This window comes from Actinomadura keratinilytica, assembly GCF_039539665.1.
GTDB classification, from domain to species: domain Bacteria; phylum Actinomycetota; class Actinomycetes; order Streptosporangiales; family Streptosporangiaceae; genus Spirillospora; species Spirillospora keratinilytica.
Genome location: NZ_BAABDO010000116.1, coordinates 1 through 21,078, shown reverse-complemented (window position 1 = coordinate 21,078; position 21,078 = coordinate 1). Strand labels below are relative to the sequence as shown.

The window sequence follows — 21,078 nt, the reverse complement described above, 5'->3', positions numbered from 1 at the left end:
GCCGCGGGCCGCCCGGTCCCGGCCGGGCCGTTCCCCCCGGGCGGGAGCCTTGCCGCGCGGTCGCCGTCCGAGGCCGAACGGCGACCGGCCGTCCTGCTCCGGCGCCGGCTCGGCCGGGGAGCGCCGCCGGTCGCCCGCGGCGGGCGGGCGGGCCGGACGGGCCCCGCGGTCGGGCGGCTGCTGCTGCGGCCGGGCGACGGCGGACCGCCGCTCCCCCTTCGGGGGCTGGCGGTCGTCGGGGCGTTCGCGCGGGCCTGGACGTCCGTCGGCGGGACGGGGTCGGCGGGAACCTGAGCGGGGAGCCGCACCGGGCCGTCGGGGGCCCGGGACGCGGCCGGGTTCTTGGCGGTCCACGAGGGCGCAGACTAACGTCCGCGCGCCGGACGCGGGGCCGTTCCGCGCCGAACCGCCGGTCCGCGCCGCGTCAACGCCCGTTCCCCTCGTCGGGCAGGCGTCCCCACACGAAGTCGGCGGGCTTCTCCACGGCCAGGCTGATGTCGATCATCTCGTTGAGCGAGGCGGGCCGGGCGCCGCCCGCGCGCTGCACCCAGGTGACGATCGTGTAGTGCCCGTACGCCTGGGCGTAGGCGGCGCTGAACCCGCCGCCGAACTTCGGCGCGCCCGGTGCCAGCAGCGGCAGCACGAAACCGGACTTGGTGGCCGGGTCCATCACCCGCACGATCTGGTCGGCGCCCTCCTGGCTGGCCAGGTTGATCGCGGCGAACTGCCCGACGTACTTGCGGTCCTGGCTGACGTAGATGCCGCGGGCGATCTGCGAGCAGCCCGCCTTGGCCAGGTCGTCGTGCAGCCGCTGCCCCCAGGTGACCGACTTGCAGTCCCCGGACAGCTGCGACCCCGCCAGCGTGAACGAGTAGTTCTGGTAGGTGACCGTCTTGGTCTCGTTCGAGAACACCTCGCCCTGGGTCATCGGCCGCTGGTCGGCCGAGCGCTGGGCGATGCGGGCCATCTGGCGGTCGGCCATCTGCGGGGTGTAGGCGGTCGGCAGCACGCCGGGCCCGTTGCTCAGCCCGGTCGCGGCGCTCTTGTCGTCGTCGCCGCCGGTCAGCACCACCGCGCCCGCGGCGGCCGCCGCCACGACGGCCACCGCGCCCGCGACGGCGCCCCACAGCAGCTTGGGACTGCGCTTCTTCTTTCTTCTGCCGCGCTTGCCGTCGTCCTCCGGCCTGAAGTCCCGCCCACCGGCCGGACGACCGGTCTCCGGCGCACCTGTGTCACGAGCCTCGATCACAGGACGCGAGCCTATCGACTACACCGCCTCCTGCGGGGGCAAACGAACGGTTCATCACCGTTTGTCGTCCGCCCCCGCCCGGAGGCGGCGTCGCGGCGCCGGCGGTGGCGCGCCGCGGGCGTCCCGGCCGCCCCCCTCGCCGCCCTACTTGGCGTCCTTGACGGCCTCCGCCTCGCCCCGCTCGGCGGCGTTCCCGGCGTCCTTCGGCTCCGCGGACCCCTCGGCCTCTGTCCTGTCCGCCTTGCCGGGCTCGTCGGCCTTCTCGGCCGTGCCGGGGTCGGCGGCCGCCTCGGACTCGGCGGCCTCGGACTCGGCGGCCTCGGAGGTCGTGGCGCCGGTTGCACGGTCGTCGTCGGACGCCCGGTCCGCGCCGTCGCCGGGATCGTCCGCCGCGGGCGCCTCGCCCCCGGCCGTGTCCTCCTCGGCCGTGTCCTTCTCGGCCGTGTCGCGCGACGGCTCGTCCCGCCCGGACTCGTCCGCCTTCTCGGCGGGCGTCTCGGCGTCCTCGCGGCCCCCGGCCGCCTCCGCCTTCTCGGCGGGCGCGGCGGGTTTCGCGGGCGCGGCGCCCTCCGGGGCGTTCTCGGGGGCCGCGGCGGGCGCGGCAGGGGCGGGCGGGGCCGCGGCGGGCGCCGTGTCCGGGCCCACGGTGACGGTCTCGGGGCCGGTCTTGTCGCGCGTCAGGTACAGGTACGCGACGGCGCCCGCGAAGACGACCAGCGCCGTCCAGTCGTTGAGCCGCATGCCGAGGATGTGGTGGGCGTCGTCGATGCGCAGCGCCTCGATCCAGAACCGCCCGACCGTGTACGCGGCGACGTACAGGGCGAACACCCGCCCGTGCGCCAGCTTGAAGCGGCGGTGCGCCCACACGACCAGGACCGCCACGCCGACGCACCACAGCGACTCGTACAGGAACGTGGGGTGGTAGGTGGCGACGTCGGCGTAGCGGGGGTCCAGGTTTCCGTCGTCGAGGCGCGGCCGGTGCCCCTGGTCGATCTCCAGCGCCCAGAACGCGTCCAGCGGCCGCCCGTACAGCTCCTGGTTCCAGTAGTTGCCCCACCGGCCGATGGCCTGGGCCAGCGCGATGCCGGGCGCCACCGTGTCGGCCATCGCCGACACCGAGATCCCGCGCCGCCGGCAGCCGATCACCGCGCCCAGCGCGCCGAGCAGGATGGCGCCCCAGATGCCCAGGCCGCCCTCCCAGATCTTCAGCGCGTCCACCGGGTCGCGTCCGGAGCCGAAGTAGCGCTGGTAGTCGGTGATCACGTGGTAGAGCCGCCCGCCGAGCAGGCCGAACGGCACCGCCCAGATGGCGATGTCCATGACCACGCCCGGCGTCCCGCCGCGCGCGGCCCAGCGCCGCTCGCCCACCCAGACCGCGACGACGATGCCAATGATGATCATCAGGGCGTAGGCGCGGATCGGGACGAATCCAAGGTGCCAGACGCCCTGGGAAGGACTCGGTATGAAGGCCACCGGCTGCATGTCCGTTGACGTTACCGCCTCCGGCGTCCCCGGGTGCCCCGGAAGCCCCGGTAACCCGATACACCGTGCCGGAGGGGGCCGGCGGCCGGCCCCGCCGCCCCCGCGGCGGGCCGAACAGCCGCGTCCCGCGGCGGGCCGGTCAGCCGCGTCCCGCGGAGAGGACGGCCCGCTCGAACGCCGCGGCGTCCAGCAGCTGGGACTCCAGGTCCAGCGGGCGGCCGTCCAGGAACACGGCCGGCGCGGCGTCCACCGCGCGGGTCCGGGTGGCGTACCGGGTCATCGCGTCCACCTGCGCGGCCTTGCGCATCTTCGCCACGCATGAGGCGAAGCCGGCGCCGGTGATGCCGGCCTGGCGGCCCCAGGCGACGAGCCGGGCCGGCTCGAAGCCGGCGACGCCCTCCTCCGGCTGGTGGGCGAACAGCGTGTCGCGGTAGGCGGGCCAGCGGTCGGCCGGGGCGCACAGGGCGGCGTTGGCGGCCCGGCGGCTGTTGGACGCCAGCGGCTCCCCGCCGGGGCCGCGGAACAGCTGGAACGGCCAGTACACGACCTTGACCCTGCCCTCGGCGGCCAGCCGCTCGACCGTCGGGCCGACGATGTGCTCCACCGCCCGGCACACCGGGCACTGGAAGTCCTCGAAGATCTCCAGCACCGGCCGGGTCACCCCGGTGCGGGACATCACGGTGGCCCCGTCCGGGGTCCGCGACGCGGGCGCCAGCGGCCCCCGGTAGGTGCCGGGGCCGGTGGACTCTCCGCGGCCGTCACGGCCCCGCAGCGCCACGACCACCGCCACGGCCACGGCGATCACCGCGACGGCGCCCAGGACGGCCGGCAGCACCCGCTGGCGCCGCCCCTCGGCCGTCCGGTCCGCCCTGCCCATCGCTCCCCCGATCGACGACGGCCACCTCCCCGGAGTCGCCGGTAGAGACGCTACCGGGGGGACGTTCCAGAGCAGGTAAAACGACACCGTGGACCCGCACAGGGGTCCACGGTGCTCGTTGGTCGGCGCGCGACTGTCGGCGCGGAACCGCCGGCGCGCGGCGTCCGGCGCGGAACGGGCGCCCGCGGTCGGCCGCGGGCGCCGCCCGGGGTCAGCGGCCGGACTGGGCGGCGGACTCGACCGCCTGGCGCAGCGCGTCGCCGCTGCCGATCTCGTTCTCCAGCTTGCGGCCGTCGAGGAAGACGGTGGGCGTGCCGGTGACCTTGCGCTCGTCCAGCGCGTACTTGGTCATCGCGTCGACCTGGGACTTCTTCTGCTGGTCGGTGACGCACTTGTCGAAGTTCGGGTCGGTGACGCCGACGTCCTTGCCCCAGGCGACCAGGTCCTCGGCGGCGAAGCCCTCCCGGCCCTCCACCGGCTGGAACTTGAACAGCGCGTCGTGGTAGGACAGCCACTGGTCGGCCGGGACGCACAGGGCCGCCGCGGCCGACCGCAGCGAGTTCGACCGGATCGGGTCGCGCTGCTGGCCGAACAGGTGGAACGGCCGGTAGACGACCTTGACCTTGCCCTCGGCGGCCAGCTGCTTGACGGTCTTGCCGGTGGACTCCTCGAACTGCTTGCAGGCCGGGCACTGGAAGTCCTCGAAGATCTCCAGCACCGGCTTGGTCACGCCCTCCTTGGCCATGACGATCGAACCGTCGGACTCGCGGGTCACCGGCGCCTGCGGGCCGGAGTAGACGGTCGCCTTCTGGTCGCGGCGGCCCTGCTGGTCGACGACGACCACGACCACCGCCACGATCGCCGCCACCGCGACCACCGAGCCCAGCACGACGGCCAGCAGCCGCCGCTGCCGCTGCCGCGCCTGCTCGCGCTTGCGCTGCTCGGCCAGGCGCTCGCGCGCGGACCGCTGCCGTGCGGCCTTGCTCATCAGCTCTCTCCTCGGCGGGGACGCCGCGGGCGCGCCGGGGCGCCGCGCGGCCGGGCGGACCTAGTCGATCTGACCGGCCCGCCGGTATTCATCGAACAGGACAAGTGCGAACAGCAGGATAGTGACGACGTGCACACCGGTGCACCACTGGCAATACTTGTGCAGGACGGCCGCTTCGACGGTCACCAGGTAGACCACGAACAGCACGCCGACGCACACCGACAGCAGCCGCCCCCATCGCAGCAGGGGCCGCGGCGACCTCAGCGCGGGCGGGCTGATCAGCGCCGCGAACCCGACGAAGAACGCCAGCCCCAGCCAGGGCAGCGGTATGCCCAGCAGCGCGGAGTACTTGCTGCTGGTCACCGAGTGGCAGTCCAGCTTGCCGCTGGTGGTGCACACCAGGGCGCCCTCGTCGTAGTGGGTGTAGACCAGGTAGGCCGAGATGCCCAGGCCGATCAGCGTGAGCACCCACGCGGCGGGCGCGAACCACGACGGGCGCGACGGCACCGCGGGCGCCGCCTCGCCGCGCCGCGTCTCGACGGATTCCTGCACGATCCCGATCCTTCCGCCACCGACGTCGTCCACACGCCGGGTCGCGGGCGGAGCGGTCACGCGTCCGCCCGGACGCGACGCGACTTCACCTTAGAGGACGACGCGTAAGGCGGGTGTCGGAAAGCGGCCCCCGGTGCCCGCGCGCGCCGGGCGGCGGCGCGGGCCGACCGGGTCAGCGCGGGTTGCGGACGCCTTCGGCCAGTTCGGCGGCGAGGGCGCGGACGGCCTCGACGCCGGCGCGCTCGTCGGGGGCGTCCAGCAGGCGGCGGATGAAGGCCGAGCCCACGATGACGCCGTCGGCGAAACCGGCGACCTCGGCGGCCTGCGCCCCGTTGCCGACGCCCAGGCCCAGCCCGACCGGCAGCGCGGAGCCCCGCTCCTCGAGGATGGCGCGGGTGCGCTTGACCAGGCGGGGGGCGCCGGTGTCGACGGCGGAGCGGGCGCCGGTGACGCCCATCAGCGACGCGGCGTACACGAAGCCCCGGCACACCCCGGTGATCTTCTCGATGCGCTCGTCGGTGGAGCTGAGCGCGACGAGGAACACCCGGTCCAGGCCGTGGGCGTCGGACGCGGCGAGCCAGGGCTCGCCCTCCTCGGGGGTGAGGTCGGGGGTGATGAGCCCGGTGCCGCCCGCGGACTTCAGGTCGCGGGCGAAGGCGTCGACGCCGTAGCGGTCGACGGGGTTCCAGTACGTCATCACCAGGGTGGCCGCGCCGGTGGCGGCGACGGCCTCCACGGTGCGCAGCACGTCGGCGACGCGGGTGCCGCCGACCAGCGCCCGGTGCACGGCGTCCTGGATGGTGGGGCCGTCCATCAGCGGGTCGGTGTAGGGCAGGCCGATCTCGATGACGTCGCAGCCCGCCTCGACCATGGCGGTGGCGGCGGCCACGGCGCCGTCGAAGCTGGGGAACCCGGCCGGCAGGTAGCCGACGAGCGCGGCCCGGCCCTCGGCCTTGGCCTTGTCGAACGCGGTCTGGACGGTCACCGGCCCTCCCCCTCCGGCATGAGCCCGAAGTACTGGGCGGCGGTGTGCATGTCCTTGTCGCCGCGGCCGGACAGGCACACCACGATCGTGGCGTCCGGGCCGAGCTCCCGGCCGACCTTGAGCGCCCCGGCCAGGGCGTGCGCGGACTCGATGGCGGGGATGATGCCCTCGGTGCGGCACAGCAGCGCGAAGGCGTCCATGGCCTCGGCGTCGGTGATCTCCCGGTACTCGGCGCGGCCGGTGTCGCGCAGCCAGGCGTGCTCGGGGCCGACGCCGGGGTAGTCCAGCCCGGCGGAGATCGAGTGGGTCTCCAGGGTCTGGCCCTCGTCGTCCTGCAGCAGGTAGGTGCGCATGCCGTGGATGACGCCGAGCGACCCGCCGACCAGGGTGGCGGCGTGCCTGCCGGTGGCCACGCCGTCGCCGCCGGCCTCGAATCCGTACAGCCGCACGGACTCGTCCGGGATGAAGGCGTGGAAGGCGCCGATGGCGTTGGAGCCGCCGCCGACGCAGGCGACGACGGCGTCGGGCAGCCGCCCGGTCGTCCGCAGGCACTGCTCGCGCGCCTCGACGCCGATGACGCGATGGAAATCGCGCACCATCATCGGGAACGGGTGCGGGCCCATGACCGAACCGATGCAGTAGTGGGTGTGGTCGACGGAGGCGACCCAGTCGCGGAACGCCTCGTTGCAGGCGTCCTTGAGGGTGCGGCTGCCGGTGCGGACGGGGACCACCTCGGCGCCCAGCATCCGCATCCGCGCGACGTTGAGGGCCTGCCGCTCGGTGTCGACCTCGCCCATGTAGACGGTGCACTCCAGGCCGAGCAGGGCGGCGGCGGTGGCGGTGGCCACGCCGTGCTGCCCGGCGCCGGTCTCGGCGATGACGCGGCGCTTGCCCATGCGGCGGGTGAGCAGCGCCTGCCCCAGCACGTTGTTGATCTTGTGGGAGCCGGTGTGGTTGAGGTCCTCGCGCTTGAGCAGGATGCGGGCGCCGCCCGCGTGCTCGGCGAAGCGGCGGGCCTCGGTGAGCAGGCTGGGCCGCCCGGCGTACTCGGCCAGCAGGCGGTCCAGCTCGCCGGTGAAGGCGGGGTCGCGCCGGGCCGCCTCGTACTCGCGGGTCAGCTCGTCGAGGGCGGCCATGAGGGCCTCGGGCGCGAAGCGCCCGCCGAACGCGCCGAAATGGCCGGTGGCGTCGGGCACGACGGCACCGGCAGCGGTGGTGTGGGTGGTCATTGACTTCCTGTGGTGGGAGAAGGGCTCATCCGGGCTGCTGGGTCGTCGGCCGGGCGCGCCATCGTTCGCGCAGGGGCTCGACGGGCCCCCTGGACAGGCCCACCCCCGGGGACGGCTCTCTCCGCATGACGCTCACCCTATCGCGATCCGCGTCAGCCGCTCTGCCGCAGCGCCGGATGCGCGCCCGCGGCCACCAGGTCGGCGACCGCGCCGCGCGGGTCGCGGCCGATCACCAGGCTCTCCCCCACCAGTACCGCGTCGGCCCCCGCCGAGGCGTAGGCGAGCAGGTCGTGCGGGCCGCGCACGCCCGACTCGGCGATCTTGACGACGTCCTTGGGGATCAGCGGGGCCAGCCGGGCGAACACGCCGCGGTCGACGCGAAGGGTCTTCAGGTCGCGGGCGTTGACCCCGATGACCTTGGCGCCCGCGTCGATCGCGCGGGCCACCTCCTCCTCGGTGTGCACCTCGACCAGCGGCACCAGCCCGATCGACTCGGCCCGCTCGACCAGCGACACCAGCGCGTCCTGCTCCAGCGCGGCCACGATCAGCAGGGCGAGGTCGGCGCCGTAGGCGCGGGCCTCCCACAGCTGGTAGGAGGTGACGATGAAGTCCTTCCGCAGCACCGCCACGTCGACGTCGGCGCGCACCGCGGCCAGGTCGTCCAGGCTGCCGCCGAACCGGCGCCGCTCGGTCAGCACGCTGATCACCTTGGCGCCGCCCGCCTCGTAGTCGCGGGCGAGGGCGGCCGGGTCGGCGATCGCGGCCAGCGCGCCCTTGGACGGGCTGCTGCGCTTGACCTCGGCGATGACGGACACGCCCGGGGAGCGCAGCGCCGCCAGCGCGTCGCGCGGTGGCTCGGCCCGCTCGGCCTTGGCCTTGAGCTCGTCGAGCGGCACCGCGCGCTGCCGTTCGGCCAGATCGGCCCGCACGCCGTCGATGATCTCGTTCAGCACGCTCACGACCTGACCCCCGCTCCCCTGCACGCCGCGCCCGGTGCGCGGTCTTCCTTCTCCGCGGGCCGGTCGGTCCCGGCGGCGTGCCGCTCCGCCTCGCTCATGCCGCAGCGCTCGGGCTCGCTCACGGGAAAGGCCCCCTATATTCCGGTCGATCCAGCACCGATCGTAGCCGCAGCCGCCGACGGCGCTCGAACCCGGGCCGGTATCAGGACGCCCGAAACCGCGTCACGGCGCCAGGGCGTGCCCGAACGGCAGGTTCCGGACGATCCCGTACACGATGATGAGCGCGAGGAACGGGTAGATCACGCGCGGCCGCACGAGCGTGGAGGCGAACGCCACGCCCTTGGCCGCGCAGGCCGCCCAGCGCGCCCACAGGTAGGCGAAGACGGGCAGCAGCAGGAACGCCAGGGGGTTGAGCCCGAACGCCTCCCCGACGCGGCCGTGCGTCAGCGAGTTCACCATGCGCAGGCCGCCGCAGCCGGGGCAGTACAGGCCGGTCGCCCACAGCAGCGGGCAGGTCGGGTAGTGGCCGGGCTCGTGCGGGTCGACGACGCTGACCAGCGCCACGCCGGCGGCCGCCGCGGCCAGGACGATGCCGGGGCCGACCAGCGCCCGCCCCCGGCTTCGGCGCCCCGCCGGGGCGGGCGCGTGCGGGTGCGGCTGCGCGGCGCGGGCGGGCGCGGCGGTCGTGTCGTCCACCGTGGGTTCCTCTCCGGAAGGCTCAGGGGTCCAGGACGTAGCCGACGCCGCGGACGGTGCGGATCGGGCTGCCGTCGCCCAGCTTGCTGCGCAGCTGGGCGATGTGCACGTCCACCGTGCGGCTTCCGGCCCCGGCGCCCGGGCCCCAGGCGGCGTCGAGGAGCTGTTCGCGGGTGAAGACCCTGCCGGGGTTGCTCATCAGGAACTCCAGCAGGTCGAACTCGGTCACGGTGAGGGCGACGGCGCGGTCGTCCACGCTGACGGCGCGTCCCTGCGGGTCGAGGGTCACCCGGCCGGCGCGCAGCGGCCCCGGGTCGTCGCCGCCGGCGCCTCGGCGCAGCGCGTCGGTGACCGCGCCGACCAGGACGCGGGGGGCGAACGGCCGCGTCACCTGGCGGTCGCCGAGCGCGCGCCGCGCGGCCGGGTCGACCGGCCCGGTCACGGTCACGACGGGCGCGGGCCGGGCGGCCTCCGCCACTCGGCGGTACAGCTCGGCGGGCAGCGGGGTGTCGGACACGTCCAGCACCACGGCGTCCGGGCGGAGGCGCGCCACGGCGGCGGCCGCGCGCGACGGGTCCGGTTCGATCTCGACGGTGAAGCCCTCGCGGGCGAGGTAGCGCCGCTGCAGTTCCGCCACCTCGGGTTCGTGCTCGGCGACCAGGACGAGCCCGCCGCCGTCGGCGCCGGTCCCGCGGCTCACGGCCGCTCCCGGTGGGTGCCTCCCGCCGCGGGCCGCGCGGCGCCGGCAGGGGGACCGGCGGGGTCGGTGGGGTCGGCGGGGTCGGTGGGGTCGGTGCGGTCGGTGGGGTCCTCGCCGCGGTCGAGGGACTTCCACAGGCTGGAGGGGTCGTCGGCGGTGGCCGGGGTGCGTGCGGTGGCCGCGGCGGGGCGTTCGTAGCGGGTGGACATGCCGGGCCAGCGCGCGCCGCGCAGCAGCGTCACCAGTCCCGCGGCCAGCAGCAGCAGGCCGCCGGCGAGGGAGACGGCCCACCACAGGTTGACGTCGACGGACGTGTCTGCGGCCAGCCGCAGCAGGGCGCTCTTCTCTCCCGCCGCCGCCCGGACGTGGGAGGCGCCGATCGACGCCGCGGAGGCGTAGCCGATGGCGGCGCCGAACAGCACCAGCAGGACGCCGACCCCTGCCCGCACCTTGCCGCGGGTGGCGAACAGGGCCGCCAGCCCCGCCAGCCCGGCCCAGCCCAGGGCGCTCGCCGCTCCGCCCAGGTCGCGCCCGGTGAGCTCCTGCGTGAACGGGGTGATGGCGCCGGTGGCCCGCACGTGCGCCCAGGCGCGTCCGGCGGCCAGCAGGGGCAGCGCGGCGCCGGCCGCGCACAGCAGGGCGGCCAGGGCGCGTTCCCGGGCCGGGGTCACGAGCCCGCGGCGGGCCGTTCCCCGACGACGGCGTCGAGCACGTCGGCGTCCCAGCAGGTGCGGTCGCCGGTGTGGCAGGCGGCGCCGACCTGGTCGACCTTCACCAGGATCGCGTCGCCGTCGCAGTCGAGGGCGACCGACTTGACCCACTGCTGGTGGCCGGAGCTCTCGCCCTTCACCCAGTACTCCTGGCGGCTGCGGGACCAGTAGGTGGCGCGGCCGGTGGTGAGGGTGCGGTGCAGGGCCTCGTCGTCCATCCACGCCAGCATGAGCACCTCTCCGGTGTCGTACTGCTGGGCGATGGCGGGCACGAGGCCGTCCGGGGTGCGCTTGAGGCGTTCGGCGATCTTGGGGTCCAGATTGGACGGGCGAGCGGACATGTGCTCCATTCTGCCGGGTCGCGGCGCGAGCCCCGTACCGGGTGGCGGCCCGCCGCGCCTTGGAACCGCTCCGGGACACCGCAGAGCCCGCACCCCTGGCGTGGGGTACGGGCCCGGCGGTACGACTACGGGTTACGAGAGGGGGACGACGTTGTCGGCCTGCGGGCCGCGCTGGCCCTGCGTCACCTCGAACTCGACGCGCTGGTTCTCGTCGAGGGTGCGGTAGCCGGACGACTGGATGGCCGTGTAGTGCACGAACACGTCGGCGCCACCGCCGTCCACGGCGATGAAGCCGTAGCCCTTCTCGGCGTTGAACCACTTCACGGTGCCCTGCTGGGGCATGTCTTTCTCCTTGCGGCAAAACTCGGGCCCACACCTCGCGGGCCCCGCGCCGGTCGCTGCGGGACGTCTTCGCCCCCGGCACTGCCCCGGAAAAGCCAAAACGCCCGCTGCCATCAGTCCGCGGGCGTTCTTGCAAACGATCGAGAACCACGACTGCAACCGACCGCTCCACCGTATCACCGGATCCGCGTAAACCCCAGGAGCCGCAACCCTCCCGATTCTCCTGTGAGCGAAGTGGCGTGTTTAAGCCCGCGGGCCGCGCGGGGGCGGGGCGCGTGTCCTGGGACGTCCTGGGCGGCCCGTCGCGGCGGGCTCCGCGGCCGCCGCGGCCCGGCGCGCCGGACGGGCCGTCGACCGGCGATTTTCGGACATGTCGATCAGGTGGTTTTGAACAAAGAACTCCGCCGTGTTGCCGATTTTTTCGCCGCCGGACGGTGCGTACACCGAAAAACGGGGCGAGCTTGAACGAATCCGTTCCGATCACACTCCACGGCCCGGCGGCGGGGGTGCCGCTCCGCCTGCCGCACCGCTCCGGGCGCGGGGCGCGGCCGGCGGCGGGCCGCGCGGCGGGCCTGTCGCGCCGAAGGGGGAATCACGTGACTTCGGCAGCTCGTCCGACTATGCCCGGGAATAAGCGTTCGGCACGGATGGTAGGCATTGGGCGAGCCCGCCGGCCCCGGCGGTCCTCCCGCCGGGGCGAGCGGGCGCCGCCGTCTGCGAGGAGATGCCGTGCCATCAGGGTCGACACGCGCCAGCCGCCGTCCCGGCGCCCGCCCCCGGGCCAGCCGCCGCCCCGAAGGGGAGCATCCCCCCAGACCCCGCGTCAGCCCCGGCGTCCTGCGCGAGGGGCTGCGCGTGCTGTGGGTCGCCGTCAAGGCCGAGCCGCGGGTGTTCACCGTGGCGGTGCTGGCCAGCGGGCTCTACGCGGCGATGACCGTCGGCACCGCGCAGGTGCTGGGCTGGGCCACCGAGGAGGTGGTGCTGCCGGCGCTGCGCTCCGGCGACACCACGGCGGGCGCGCTGACCGGGGCCGCGGCGGCGATCCTGGCGGTCGCGCTGCTCAAGGCGCTCGGCGTGGCGGGCCGCCGGTTCTACGCCGGGCTCATGCAGTACCGCATGCAGGCCCGCTACCGGCGGGCGGTCACCCGGCAGTACCTGCGGCTCCCCCTGGCCTGGCACCACCGCCACCCCACCGGGCAGCTGCTGTCCAACGCCAACGCCGACGTCGAGGCGGTGTGGGCGCCGATCGCGCCGCTGCCGATGGCGGTCGGCGTGGTGTTCATGCTGCTGATCGCGGCCGTGTCGATCCTGGTCACCGACGTGGCGGTGGCGCTCGTCGGCTTCCTGGTCTTCCCGGCGGTGGCGCTGCTGAACGTGCTGTACCAGCGGCGCCTGTCCCCCGTCGCCACCCGCGCCCAGCAGCTGCGCGCCGAGGTCAGCGAGGTCGCGCACGAGAGCTTCGAGGGCGGCCTGGTGGTCAAGACGCTGGGGCGCGAGCAGGACGAGACCGAGCGGTTCGCCGAGCGCGCGCGGGCGCTGCGCGAGGCCAACGTGGCGGTCGGCCGCATCCGGGGGCTGTTCGATCCGGTGCTGGAGGCGCTGCCGAACCTGGGGGTGCTGGCGGTGCTGCTGGTGGGGTCGATCCGGTTGGAGGCCGGGGCGATGACCGAGGGCGACCTGGTGCACGTGGCGTATCTGTTCACGCTGCTGGCCTGGCCGATCCGCGCGCTGGGCTGGGTGCTGGCCGAGGTGCCGCGCAGCGTGGTCGGCTGGAAGCGCGTCCGAGGGGTGCTGGACGCCACCGGTTCCCTGCCGTACGGCGACCGCTCCCCCGGGCAGGGCAAGGCGGCGGCGCTGGAGGTGCGCGACGTCCGCTTCGCCTACGAGTCCGCGGACGGGCAGGCCGCCGCCCCCGTGCTGCACGACGTGTCGTTCTCCGCCGCCCCCGGCCGGACGATCGCCGTGGTCGGCCCCACGGGGTCGGGCAAGTCGACGCTGACGTCCCTGCTGGTGCGGCTGGTGGACCCGGCCGACGGATCGGTGCTGCTGGACGGCGTGGACGCCCGCGACCTGCGGCGCGGCGGCGTGGCCGAGACGGCGGCCCTGGTGCCGCAGCAGACGTTCCTGTTCGACGACACCGTACGCGGCAACGTGACCCTGGGCCTGGACGTCCCGGACGAGCGCGTGTGGGAGGCGCTGCGGCTCGCCCAGGCCGACGGATTCGTCGCGGCCCTTCCCGACGGCCTCGACACCCGGGTGGGGGAACGCGGAGCGACCCTGTCGGGCGGGCAGCGGCAGCGTCTGGCGCTGGCACGCGCCCTGGTGCGGCGCCCCCGGCTGCTGGTGCTGGACGACGCGACGTCCAGCGTCGACCCCCAGGTGGAGGCGCGGATCCTGGAGGGGCTGCGGGACGCGCAGTCGGCCGGCGGGGGCGGCGCGACCGTGGTGGTGGTCGCCTACCGCAAGGCCACGATCGCGCTGGCCGACGAGGTCGTCTACGTCGAGCACGGCCGCGTCGCCGACCGGGGCGCCCACGCCGAGCTGCTGGAGCGCTCCGAGGGCTACCGCGCGCTCGTCAACGCCTACGAGCGCGCCGAGATCGAGCAGCGGCTCCTTGGCGAGCAGGCCGGAGGCACCGACAGCGCCGACAGCGAGGAGGCGGTGGCGTGACCGCGCTCAACGAGGCGGCCGTCGGCGAGGGCGCGCTGACCACGCTGCGCCGCGGGCTGCGGCTCAGCCCCGAGTTCCGCGCGGGCCTGGCCGGGACGCTGCTGCTGGCGGCGCTGGCGACGGCGGGCCGGGTGGTGGTGCCGATCGCGGTGCAGCAGACGATCGACAAGGGGCTGGGCGGGCCGGGCGGGCCCGACATCGGGTTCGTCCGCACCGCCGTGCTGGCGTGCGCGGTGGCGGTGGCCGTGACGGCGCTGAGCGCCTACGCGATGAACGTGCGGCTGTACCGGACCACCGAGTCCGGGCTGGCCACGCTGCGGGTCAAGGCGTTCCGGCACGTGCACGACCTGTCCATGCTCACCCAGAGCTCCGAGCGGCGCGGCGCGCTGGTGTCGCGGGTGACCGGCGACGTGGACCAGATCAGCCAGTTCATGCAGTGGGGCGGGCTGCTGATCATCATGTCGACCGGGCAGCTGGTGGTGGCCAGCGTGCTGATGGCCGTGTACTCCTGGCCGCTGGCGCTGCTGGTGTGGGCGGCGTTCGTGCCGCTGGCGTTCGCGCTGCGCCGCTTCCAGCGGATGCTGTCGGCCGCCTACACCCGGGTCCGCGAGCGGATGGGCGACCTGCTGGCCGCGGTGAGCGAGGCGGTGGTGGGCGCCTCGGTGATCCGCGCCTACGCGGTCGAGGACCGCACCGCCCGCCGGGTCGACGAGACCGTCGAGGCGCACCGGCGGGCGCAGACGCGGGCGCAGGGCCTGGTGGCGCTGACGTTCCCGTCCAGCGAGCTGGTGGCGGCCGTGGCGACCGCCGCCGTCGTGGTGGCGGGGACGCTGCTGGGGGTGGGCGGCGACCTGACCGCCGGGGAGCTGGTGGCGTTCCTGTTCCTGATCACCCTGTTCGTCAGCCCGATGCAGACCGCCACGGAGGTGCTCAACGAGGCGCAGAACGCGATCGCCGGGTGGCGGCGCGTGCTGGGCGTGCTGGACACCGTCCCGGACGTGGCCGACCCGGGCGGCGACGGCGAGGTGCTGCCGCGCGGGCCGATCGAGGTGCGGTTCGAGGGCGTCGGGTTCGCCTACCCCGGGGGGCCGCCCGTGCTGCACGACGTGAACGTGACCATCGCCCCCCGCAGCCGCGTCGCGATCGTGGGCGAGACGGGCTCGGGCAAGACGACGTTCGCCAAGCTGCTGACCCGGCTGATGGACCCGACGTCCGGGCGTGTGCTGGTGGACGGCGTGCCCCTGGACCGGGTGCGGTTCTCCTCCCTGCGCGAGCGCATCGTCATGGTGCCGCAGGACGGCTTCCTGTTCGACGCCACCCTCGGCGACAACATCCGCTACGGGCGGCCGGACGCCACCGACGAGGAGGTGGTGCGGGCGCTGGTCGAGCTGGGCCTGGGCGACTGGCTGGAGGGCCTGCCCCGCGGCCTGGGCACGCCCGTGGGGCAGCGCGGCGAGTCCCTGTCGGCGGGCGAGCGGCAGCTGGTGGCGCTGGCGCGCGCCTACATCGCCGACCCGGACCTGCTGGTGCTGGACGAGGCCACGTCCGCCGTCGACCCGGCCACCGAGGTGCGCATCCAGCGCGCCCTGGAGGGGGTGACGCGGGGCCGCACGGCCATCTCCATCGCCCACCGGCTGTCCACGGCCGAGGCCGCCGACGAGGTCCTGGTGTTCGACGCGGGGCGGATCGTCCAGCGCGGCCCGCACAGCGAGCTGGTCGGCGTCCCGGGCGTCTACGCCGATCTGCACGCGTCGTGGATCGCCCAGCGCCGCATCTAGCCGCGCCCCGGGCGGGAGGGCCGCCGCGGGTCCGCTCCCGCGGCGGCGGGCGATTCCCCGAGGTAAAGCACTTGCCGGTTTTGTGGTCGGGTGCGCATTCTGCTTGGGTGAGCAACGAGGTCGTGTTGGAATCAGCTGGAACGCTGCATGGACAACTGCAGCGGGGTCTGGGACGTGCCGCGCGGCGCGCGGCCGACAAGCCGGGTGCGGGCGAGTTCGTCTACGACTGCATACGCCGCGACCCACGCTGGGACCCGCTCTGCGAGGAACGCGGCCTCTATTACGCCCGTTTGATGGTGGACCTGGAACTGCCCGTCGGCCCGGTGGCCGAGCACCTGTTCGCCCCGTCCGACCATGCCGACGGCGACGGGCGGCGGGTGCAGCTGGCGTTGGAGGTGCTGGCGGACCTGGTGCGGCTCAGCCGCCGGGAGGCGGCGTCGGCGCTGTACCGGTACGCCGAGGAGGGCACGCACTGGTTCGACGCCATCGACACGTTGGTCGGCCTGGGGGATCCGGCGCTGACGCACGGCCTGGACGAGCTGGTGGCGGCGCGGTGCAACGAGTCCGCCTTGGACGCCCTGGTGGCGGGCCCGCACAACCCGGTGATCGAGAGCTGGGCGGCGCGGCAGCCGCGGATCGCCGACGCCCTGGCCCGGCGCCGCGAGACCGGCCGCGTCCGCCGCCCCGGGGCCGCCGGCGAGAAGAAGGTCCGGCGGACCGAGGCCGAGCTGCTGGAGGCCGCCCGGCGGCGCGACGACGGCGCCGTGGCGGCCATATTCGAGCTCGGCCGCAGGCGTGCCCCGGCCCTGCTGGATCTCGCCGAGGAGCTGCTGCCGCAGCGGCCCAGCCGATGGGGCGGGGCGGTGTGCCGGGCGTTGCGCGAGTACGGCCCCGAGGCGGTGCCGCGGGCGCGGGCGTGGGCGACGGCCCGCGGCGGGTGCCAGGACATGGCGCTGGACATCCTGGCCCGCTACGGCACCCGCGAGGACATCCCGCTGCTGATGGGCGAGCTGCGCGACGCCCTGGAGCGGCGCGACTGGGGCGACGCGGCCGGGCCGATCGAGGGCCTGGGGAGATTGCGCGCCGGTGAGGCCGTGCCGCTGCTGAAGACCGCTTGGACCGAGTCGACCTATGCGTTCCTGCGTCCGCGCGTGCTGACCGCCTTGACCCGTACCGCGCCGCACACCGCCGAGTCCTACACCGTCGAGGGCCTGTGGGACTGCGAGGAGGGCGTGCGCCAGGTCGCCGCCGAGACCGCCCCCCTCACCCGCGAGACCCGCATCCGCCTGCAACGCCTCCATCACGACGCCGCCGAGGAACCCTCCGTGCGCGCCGCCGCCGCCGGGCGTCTCATGACCTGACCCCTGCCGCCCCGGCCCCCCTGCGCCCCTCTTCTCTCCGCGCTCCGCGGCTGAACCCCGTGGAAGCGTCCGCCCGTACCTGTGGGCGAATCGCTCAACTCTTCCCGGAGAGGACGGGCCATGGTGTCCGACAATCACCGATCGCCCTTGAGGGCCGCCCTGCTGTGCGGTGCCGCCGCGGTCCTGCTGCCGCTGGCGGCCGGGTGCACGGGAGCAGGCGGCGAGGCGGGCGGGCAGGGCCAGGTGAAGCAGGCCCAGCCCGCCACCGCCGAGCAGCTCGCCCAGCAGACCGGGTGCACGCTGAGCAGCATCCGCAAGGTCGCGGACCTGTCCCAGGGCGCCTGCCAGACGAGCAAGGGGCGCTTCACGGTGGTCAGCTTCACCACCGACCAGGGGCAGCAGGCGTGGTTGGAGGAGGCCAAGCCCTGGGGCGGGACGTACCTGGTGGGGCCGCGGTGGGTCGTCGTCAGCACCGAGCAGACGCTGAAGGCTCTGCAGGAGGACCTGGGCGGGCAGATCCAGTACGGCGCCGACCACAGCGGCGGAGGCCACCAGGGCGGCACCACGGGCCACCAGGGCGGCGCGACGGGCCACCAGGGCGGCTGACACGCGGCACGGCCGCGGCGGGCGCGCAGGGGGACGCACGGGCACCGCGCAGGATCGCGGGCACGGCGCGGGGCATCACCGCCGGGTACTACTTCCGGCCGCGGTGAGTTCACTCTCCAGGCGGGGCCGGCGGCGAGGGCGCGGCACCTAGACTCGCAGCCATGTTCCCCTCCGTTCGGCGAGCACTGACCGTACTGCCGTTCGCGCTGCTGCCCCTGACCGCCGTGGCGGCGTGCAGCGGCGAGGGCGCCACGACCGACTGCAACGTGACCTCCTGCACGATCACCTTCGACCGGGGTGTCGAGGCCAGCGCGTCCATCCTCGGCATCAAGGCGGAGCTGGTGAGCGTCCAGGGCGACACCGTCACGCTCAAGGTGGCCGGTCAGCAGATCACCGTGCCCCGGGGCGAGGCCGAGCAGGCCGAGGGCTTCGACGTGTCCGTCGAGTCGATCACCCAGGACAAGATCGTCGTCAAGATCTCCAACAACGGCTGACGCGACCCGTGGGGGCGGGTCCGGCCGGCGGGGGCTGTCGGACCCGCCCCCCTAGGATTCGCTCATGCGTTCGATGAAACGTTCGATGGGCGACGCCGCGCGCGGGCGGCGGCACGGCACCGGCTGGCCCCCGCGGCGCGCACCGACGACGTCGTCGAGATCGCCCGCTCCCTCGTGGCGCTGCACGCCACCGACCCGGCCACGGTGTTCCTGTCGGTGGCCGCACGCAGCCGCACCGCGACGCACGAGGCGGTGGAGAAGGCCCTCTACGACGACCGGACGCTGCTGCGGATGCTGGCGATGCGCCGCACCATGTTCGTCGTCCCCGTCGAACTGGTCCCGGCGCTGCAGGCGTCCTGCGCCGCGCCCCTGGCCGCCAGGCAGCGCCGCACCTACGGCCGCATGATCGAGCGGGCCGGGATCCCCGACGCACAGGCCTGGTTCGGCGAGGTGCTGGAGGCGGCGCACCGCGCGCTCCTGGCGCGCGGCGAAGCCACCGGGGCGCAGCTCAGCGCCGACGAACCGCGCCTGCGCACGCAGGTGGAGACCGCACCGGGCAAGGCGTACTCGCGTCCCACCGGCGTCACCACGTGGGTGCTGGCCACGCTGGGCTGCGAGGGACGCATCGTGCGGGGCCGCCCCAACGGCTCGTGGATCAGCAGCCGGTACGTGTGGTATCCCGTCGAGAAATGGCTGCCCGGCGGCATCCCCGACATGCCCGCGGGCGACGCGCGCGCCGAGCTGGTCACCCGCTGGCTGCGGGCGTTCGGCCCCGCCCCCGTCTCGGACCTGAAGTGGTGGACGGGCTGGACCGCGGCCGAGGTGAACAAGACCCTGGCCCGCCTGGACGTCGTCGAGGTCGGCCTGGACGGCGGCGGCACCGGCGTCATGCTCGCCGACGACGCGGGCGACGGCACCGGCGACGAGGCGGCCGGCGCGGGCCGGGACGCCGAGCCGTGGGCGGCACTGCTGCCCGCCCTGGACCCCACCCCCATGGGCTGGCAGGAGCGCGGCTGGTTCCTCGGCGACCGCGCGCCGATGCTGTTCGACCGCAACGGCAACATCGGCCCCACCGTGTGGTGGGACGGCCGCGTCGTCGGCGGCTGGGCGCAGCGGCCGGACGGGGAGGTCGTCACGCGGCTGCTGGAGGACGTGGGCGCCGACGCCCGCGCCGCGGTCGACGCCGAGGCCGCCCGCATCGCCGCCTTCCTCGGCGGCATACGGGTCACCCCGCGTTTCCGCACGCCGCTGGAGCGCGAACTGTCCTCCTGACCCGTCGTCCTGACGAAGGCCTCAGGGGCCGCCCGCCTCACGGCAAGTCCGGACGATCCGCCAAGATGGGGACATGCCTGCCGAACGCCTGCTTCCCACATCCGAGGCCGAGGACCTCCTCGCGCTGACCCGCGAGATCGTCCGCAAGGAGCTGGCGCCGCGCGCCGCCGCCGCCGAAGAGGCCGAGGAGTTCCCGCGCGAGATCTTCCGGCTGCTCGGCCGGGCCGGGCTGCTCGGGCTGCCCTACCCCGAGGAGGTCGGCGGCGGAGGCCAGCCCTACGAGGTCTACCTGCAGGTGCTCGAGGAGATCGCGGCGGCGTGGGCGTCGGTGGCGGTCGGCGTCAGCGTGCACACGCTGTCGTGCTACCCGCTGGCGGTGCACGGCACCGACGAGCAGCGCAAGCGGCTGCCCGAGCTGCTCGGCGGCGAGCTGCTGGGCGGATACGCGCTGTCGGAGGCGCACGCGGGCTCGGACGCGGGCGCGCTGAGCACCCGGGCCGTGCCGGACGAGGACGGCGCGGCCTACCGGATCACCGGCACCAAGACCTGGATCACCCACGGCGGCGAGGCCGACTTCTACACGCTGTTCGCCCGCACCTCCGACGCCGGCTCGCGCGGCATCAGCTGCTTCCTGATCGAGGGGCGGATGCCGGGGCTGACCTTCGGGCCGCCCGAGCGCAAGATGGGGCTGACCGGCTCCACCACCGCGCAGCTGCACTTCGACGGCGCCCGGGTGCCCGCCGAGTGGCGGATCGGCGACGAGGGCCAGGGGTTCCCGATCGCGCTGTCGGCGCTGGACTCGGGCCGCCTGGGCATCGCCGCCTGCGCGGTCGGCCTGGCGCAGGGCGCCCTCGACCACGCGGTCGCGTACGCGGCACGGCGCGAGCAGTTCGGCCGCCCCGTCATCGCCCACCAGGGGCTGGCGTTCCTGCTGGCCGACATGGCGGCCGCGGTGGAGTCGGCGCGGGCCACGTACCTGGAGGCGGCCCGCCGCCGCGACCGGGGCCTGCCGTTCTCCCGCCAGGCGTCGGTCGCCAAGCTGGTGGCGACGGACGCGGCGATGCGCGTCACCACCGACGCGGTGCAGGTGCTCGGCGGGTACGGCTACACCCGCGACTTCCCGGTGGAGCGGTACATGCGGGAGGCCAAGGTCATGCAGATCTTCGAGGGCACCAACCAGATCCAGCGCATGGTGATCGGCCGCCACCTGGCCCGCACGGCGGCGCTGCACGACGCGACCTGACGGCGCCGGCGGCCTGCGCCGGCCACGCCCGCACCGGTTCCGCGGCCCCCGTGCCGGCACGCGCGGGGCCCGTGGCAGCATAGGAGCGCCATGGCCTCCTCACCCCCGTACCGCGCCGCACGGTCCGCGGTCTTCGCGGCAGTGTGCGTGTGCCTCACCGCGCTGGGGCACCGGACCGCCTCCGGCGGGCCGATGTCCCCGGACGCGCTGTACTGGGGGTTCTTCGGCATGTGGGCCGTGGCGCTGCCGCTGGCCGGGCACGAGCGTTCCCTTCCGACGATCCTCGGGGGGCTGCTCGGCGGGCAGTTCGTCCTGCACGCGCTGATGAGCGCCGGGGGGACGCACCACCATCCCGCCGCTCCCGCGCTGGTCGCCGCCGGGGACGGCGGCGCCGCGATGCCGACCGCGCACCTGGCCGCCGCGGTCGTGTCGGCCTGGTGGCTGCGGTGCGGCGAGCGCGCCGTCTGGCGGCTGGCCCGCCTGCTGGCGTCCGCCCTGCTCAGGCCGCTGCTGGTGCTGCTCGGCGAGCCCCCGCCGCCGCGGC

At 75.1% G+C, this 21,078-nt stretch carries 21 protein-coding genes and 1 pseudogene; 9 read left to right on the top strand and 13 right to left on the bottom strand.

Annotated elements, in window-relative coordinates:
- Positions 1–294 (top strand): annotated as a pseudogene (locus tag ABD879_RS26710) (hypothetical protein); the annotation flags it as partial.
- A 130-nt stretch (positions 295–424) separates the two neighbouring features.
- On the opposite strand, the gene ABD879_RS26705 reads toward ABD879_RS26710, so the two are convergent.
- The 13 genes from ABD879_RS26705 to ABD879_RS26645 form a co-directional block, all read right to left on the bottom strand.
- Positions 425–1,249, bottom strand: coding sequence for a hypothetical protein (locus tag ABD879_RS26705; RefSeq protein ID WP_345024382.1), 825 nt, complete (start codon positions 1,247–1,249; stop codon positions 425–427).
- A 144-nt stretch (positions 1,250–1,393) separates the two neighbouring features.
- Positions 1,394–2,731 carry a prolipoprotein diacylglyceryl transferase gene (gene lgt, locus ABD879_RS26700; RefSeq protein ID WP_345024381.1) on the bottom strand — a complete coding sequence of 446 codons (1,338 nt, stop codon included), beginning with the start codon at positions 2,729–2,731 and terminating at the stop codon, positions 1,394–1,396.
- 139 nt (positions 2,732–2,870) lie between these two features.
- Positions 2,871–3,608 (bottom strand): DsbA family protein, encoded by a 738-nt coding sequence (locus ABD879_RS26695; RefSeq protein WP_345024380.1) that lies wholly within the window; start codon positions 3,606–3,608, stop codon positions 2,871–2,873.
- 211 nt (positions 3,609–3,819) lie between these two features.
- The gene (locus ABD879_RS26690) at positions 3,820–4,596 is read right to left on the bottom strand and encodes a DsbA family protein (RefSeq protein ID WP_345024379.1); all 777 of its coding nucleotides are present in this window, start codon (positions 4,594–4,596) and stop codon (positions 3,820–3,822) included.
- 60 nt (positions 4,597–4,656) lie between these two features.
- Positions 4,657–5,148: a vitamin K epoxide reductase family protein gene (locus tag ABD879_RS26685; RefSeq protein ID WP_345024378.1), complete on the bottom strand. Its 492-nt coding sequence runs from the start codon at positions 5,146–5,148 to the stop codon at positions 4,657–4,659.
- Positions 5,149–5,320: 172 nt separating this feature from the next.
- Positions 5,321–6,133, bottom strand: a complete 813-nt coding sequence (gene trpA, locus ABD879_RS26680) for a tryptophan synthase subunit alpha (RefSeq protein ID WP_345024376.1) — start codon at positions 6,131–6,133, stop codon at positions 5,321–5,323.
- Entirely contained in the window at positions 6,130–7,362 is a 1,233-nt protein-coding gene (gene trpB, locus ABD879_RS26675) for a tryptophan synthase subunit beta (RefSeq protein ID WP_345024375.1), read from the bottom strand. Before trpB ends, trpA begins: the two co-directional genes overlap by 4 nt.
- Positions 7,363–7,514: 152 nt before the next feature.
- A complete protein-coding gene (trpC, locus tag ABD879_RS26670; protein WP_345024374.1) occupies positions 7,515–8,321 on the bottom strand; it encodes an indole-3-glycerol phosphate synthase TrpC in 807 nt (268 codons plus the stop codon).
- A 222-nt stretch (positions 8,322–8,543) separates the two neighbouring features.
- The gene (locus ABD879_RS26665) at positions 8,544–9,017 is read right to left on the bottom strand and encodes a DUF2752 domain-containing protein (RefSeq protein ID WP_345024373.1); all 474 of its coding nucleotides are present in this window, start codon (positions 9,015–9,017) and stop codon (positions 8,544–8,546) included.
- 22 nt (positions 9,018–9,039) lie between these two features.
- The gene (locus tag ABD879_RS26660; RefSeq protein ID WP_345024372.1) at positions 9,040–9,717 is read right to left on the bottom strand and encodes a response regulator transcription factor; all 678 of its coding nucleotides are present in this window, start codon (positions 9,715–9,717) and stop codon (positions 9,040–9,042) included.
- Positions 9,714–10,388 (bottom strand): Trp biosynthesis-associated membrane protein, encoded by a 675-nt coding sequence (locus ABD879_RS26655; RefSeq protein WP_345024371.1) that lies wholly within the window; start codon positions 10,386–10,388, stop codon positions 9,714–9,716. The genes ABD879_RS26660 and ABD879_RS26655 overlap by 4 nt, the downstream gene beginning before the upstream one ends.
- The gene (gene hisI / locus ABD879_RS26650; RefSeq protein ID WP_345024370.1) at positions 10,385–10,768 is read right to left on the bottom strand and encodes a phosphoribosyl-AMP cyclohydrolase; all 384 of its coding nucleotides are present in this window, start codon (positions 10,766–10,768) and stop codon (positions 10,385–10,387) included. The genes ABD879_RS26655 and hisI overlap by 4 nt, the downstream gene beginning before the upstream one ends.
- A gap of 132 nt (positions 10,769–10,900) precedes the next feature.
- A complete protein-coding gene (locus tag ABD879_RS26645; RefSeq protein WP_285492631.1) occupies positions 10,901–11,110 on the bottom strand; it encodes a cold-shock protein in 210 nt (69 codons plus the stop codon).
- Between the two features lie 837 nt (positions 11,111–11,947).
- Here ABD879_RS26645 and ABD879_RS26640 point away from each other — a divergent pair.
- The 8 genes from ABD879_RS26640 to ABD879_RS26605 all read left to right on the top strand — a co-directional run.
- Positions 11,948–13,780 (top strand): ABC transporter ATP-binding protein, encoded by a 1,833-nt coding sequence (locus ABD879_RS26640; RefSeq protein ID WP_345024385.1) that lies wholly within the window; start codon positions 11,948–11,950, stop codon positions 13,778–13,780.
- Entirely contained in the window at positions 13,777–15,558 is a 1,782-nt protein-coding gene (locus ABD879_RS26635) for an ABC transporter ATP-binding protein (RefSeq protein WP_345024369.1), read from the top strand. Before ABD879_RS26640 ends, ABD879_RS26635 begins: the two co-directional genes overlap by 4 nt.
- Positions 15,559–15,665: 107 nt before the next feature.
- Positions 15,666–16,919: a hypothetical protein gene (locus ABD879_RS26630; RefSeq protein ID WP_345024368.1), complete on the top strand. Its 1,254-nt coding sequence runs from the start codon at positions 15,666–15,668 to the stop codon at positions 16,917–16,919.
- 120 nt (positions 16,920–17,039) lie between these two features.
- Complete coding sequence (locus ABD879_RS26625; RefSeq protein ID WP_345024367.1) at positions 17,040–17,525, top strand: hypothetical protein; 486 nt, start codon at positions 17,040–17,042, stop codon at positions 17,523–17,525.
- Positions 17,526–17,686: 161 nt separating this feature from the next.
- Positions 17,687–18,019 carry a hypothetical protein gene (locus ABD879_RS26620; protein ID WP_345024366.1) on the top strand — a complete coding sequence of 111 codons (333 nt, stop codon included), beginning with the start codon at positions 17,687–17,689 and terminating at the stop codon, positions 18,017–18,019.
- Between the two features lie 174 nt (positions 18,020–18,193).
- Positions 18,194–19,291, top strand: a complete 1,098-nt coding sequence (locus tag ABD879_RS26615) for a winged helix DNA-binding domain-containing protein (protein ID WP_345024365.1) — start codon at positions 18,194–18,196, stop codon at positions 19,289–19,291.
- A 73-nt stretch (positions 19,292–19,364) separates the two neighbouring features.
- Positions 19,365–20,534 (top strand): acyl-CoA dehydrogenase family protein, encoded by a 1,170-nt coding sequence (locus ABD879_RS26610; RefSeq protein WP_345024364.1) that lies wholly within the window; start codon positions 19,365–19,367, stop codon positions 20,532–20,534.
- Between the two features lie 90 nt (positions 20,535–20,624).
- The coding region (locus ABD879_RS26605) for a hypothetical protein (protein ID WP_345024363.1) at positions 20,625–21,078 on the top strand (454 nt) is incomplete at its 3' end.

What these genes read in the sequence shown, in the direction of transcription:
- ABD879_RS26695 (WP_345024380.1), bottom strand. Translation starts at nt 3,608, where the DNA reads ATGGGCAGGGCGGACCGGACGGCCGAGGGGCGGCGCCAGCGGGTGCTG.
- trpB (WP_345024375.1), bottom strand. Translation starts at nt 7,362, where the DNA reads ATGACCACCCACACCACCGCTGCCGGTGCCGTCGTGCCCGACGCCACC.
- lgt (WP_345024381.1), bottom strand. Translation starts at nt 2,731, where the DNA reads ATGCAGCCGGTGGCCTTCATACCGAGTCCTTCCCAGGGCGTCTGGCAC.
- ABD879_RS26620 (WP_345024366.1), top strand. Translation starts at nt 17,687, where the DNA reads ATGTTCCCCTCCGTTCGGCGAGCACTGACCGTACTGCCGTTCGCGCTG.
- hisI (WP_345024370.1), bottom strand. Translation starts at nt 10,768, where the DNA reads ATGTCCGCTCGCCCGTCCAATCTGGACCCCAAGATCGCCGAACGCCTC.
- ABD879_RS26610 (WP_345024364.1), top strand. Translation starts at nt 19,365, where the DNA reads ATGCCTGCCGAACGCCTGCTTCCCACATCCGAGGCCGAGGACCTCCTC.
- ABD879_RS26625 (WP_345024367.1), top strand. Translation starts at nt 17,040, where the DNA reads ATGGTGTCCGACAATCACCGATCGCCCTTGAGGGCCGCCCTGCTGTGC.
- ABD879_RS26690 (WP_345024379.1), bottom strand. Translation starts at nt 4,596, where the DNA reads ATGAGCAAGGCCGCACGGCAGCGGTCCGCGCGCGAGCGCCTGGCCGAG.
- ABD879_RS26645 (WP_285492631.1), bottom strand. Translation starts at nt 11,110, where the DNA reads ATGCCCCAGCAGGGCACCGTGAAGTGGTTCAACGCCGAGAAGGGCTAC.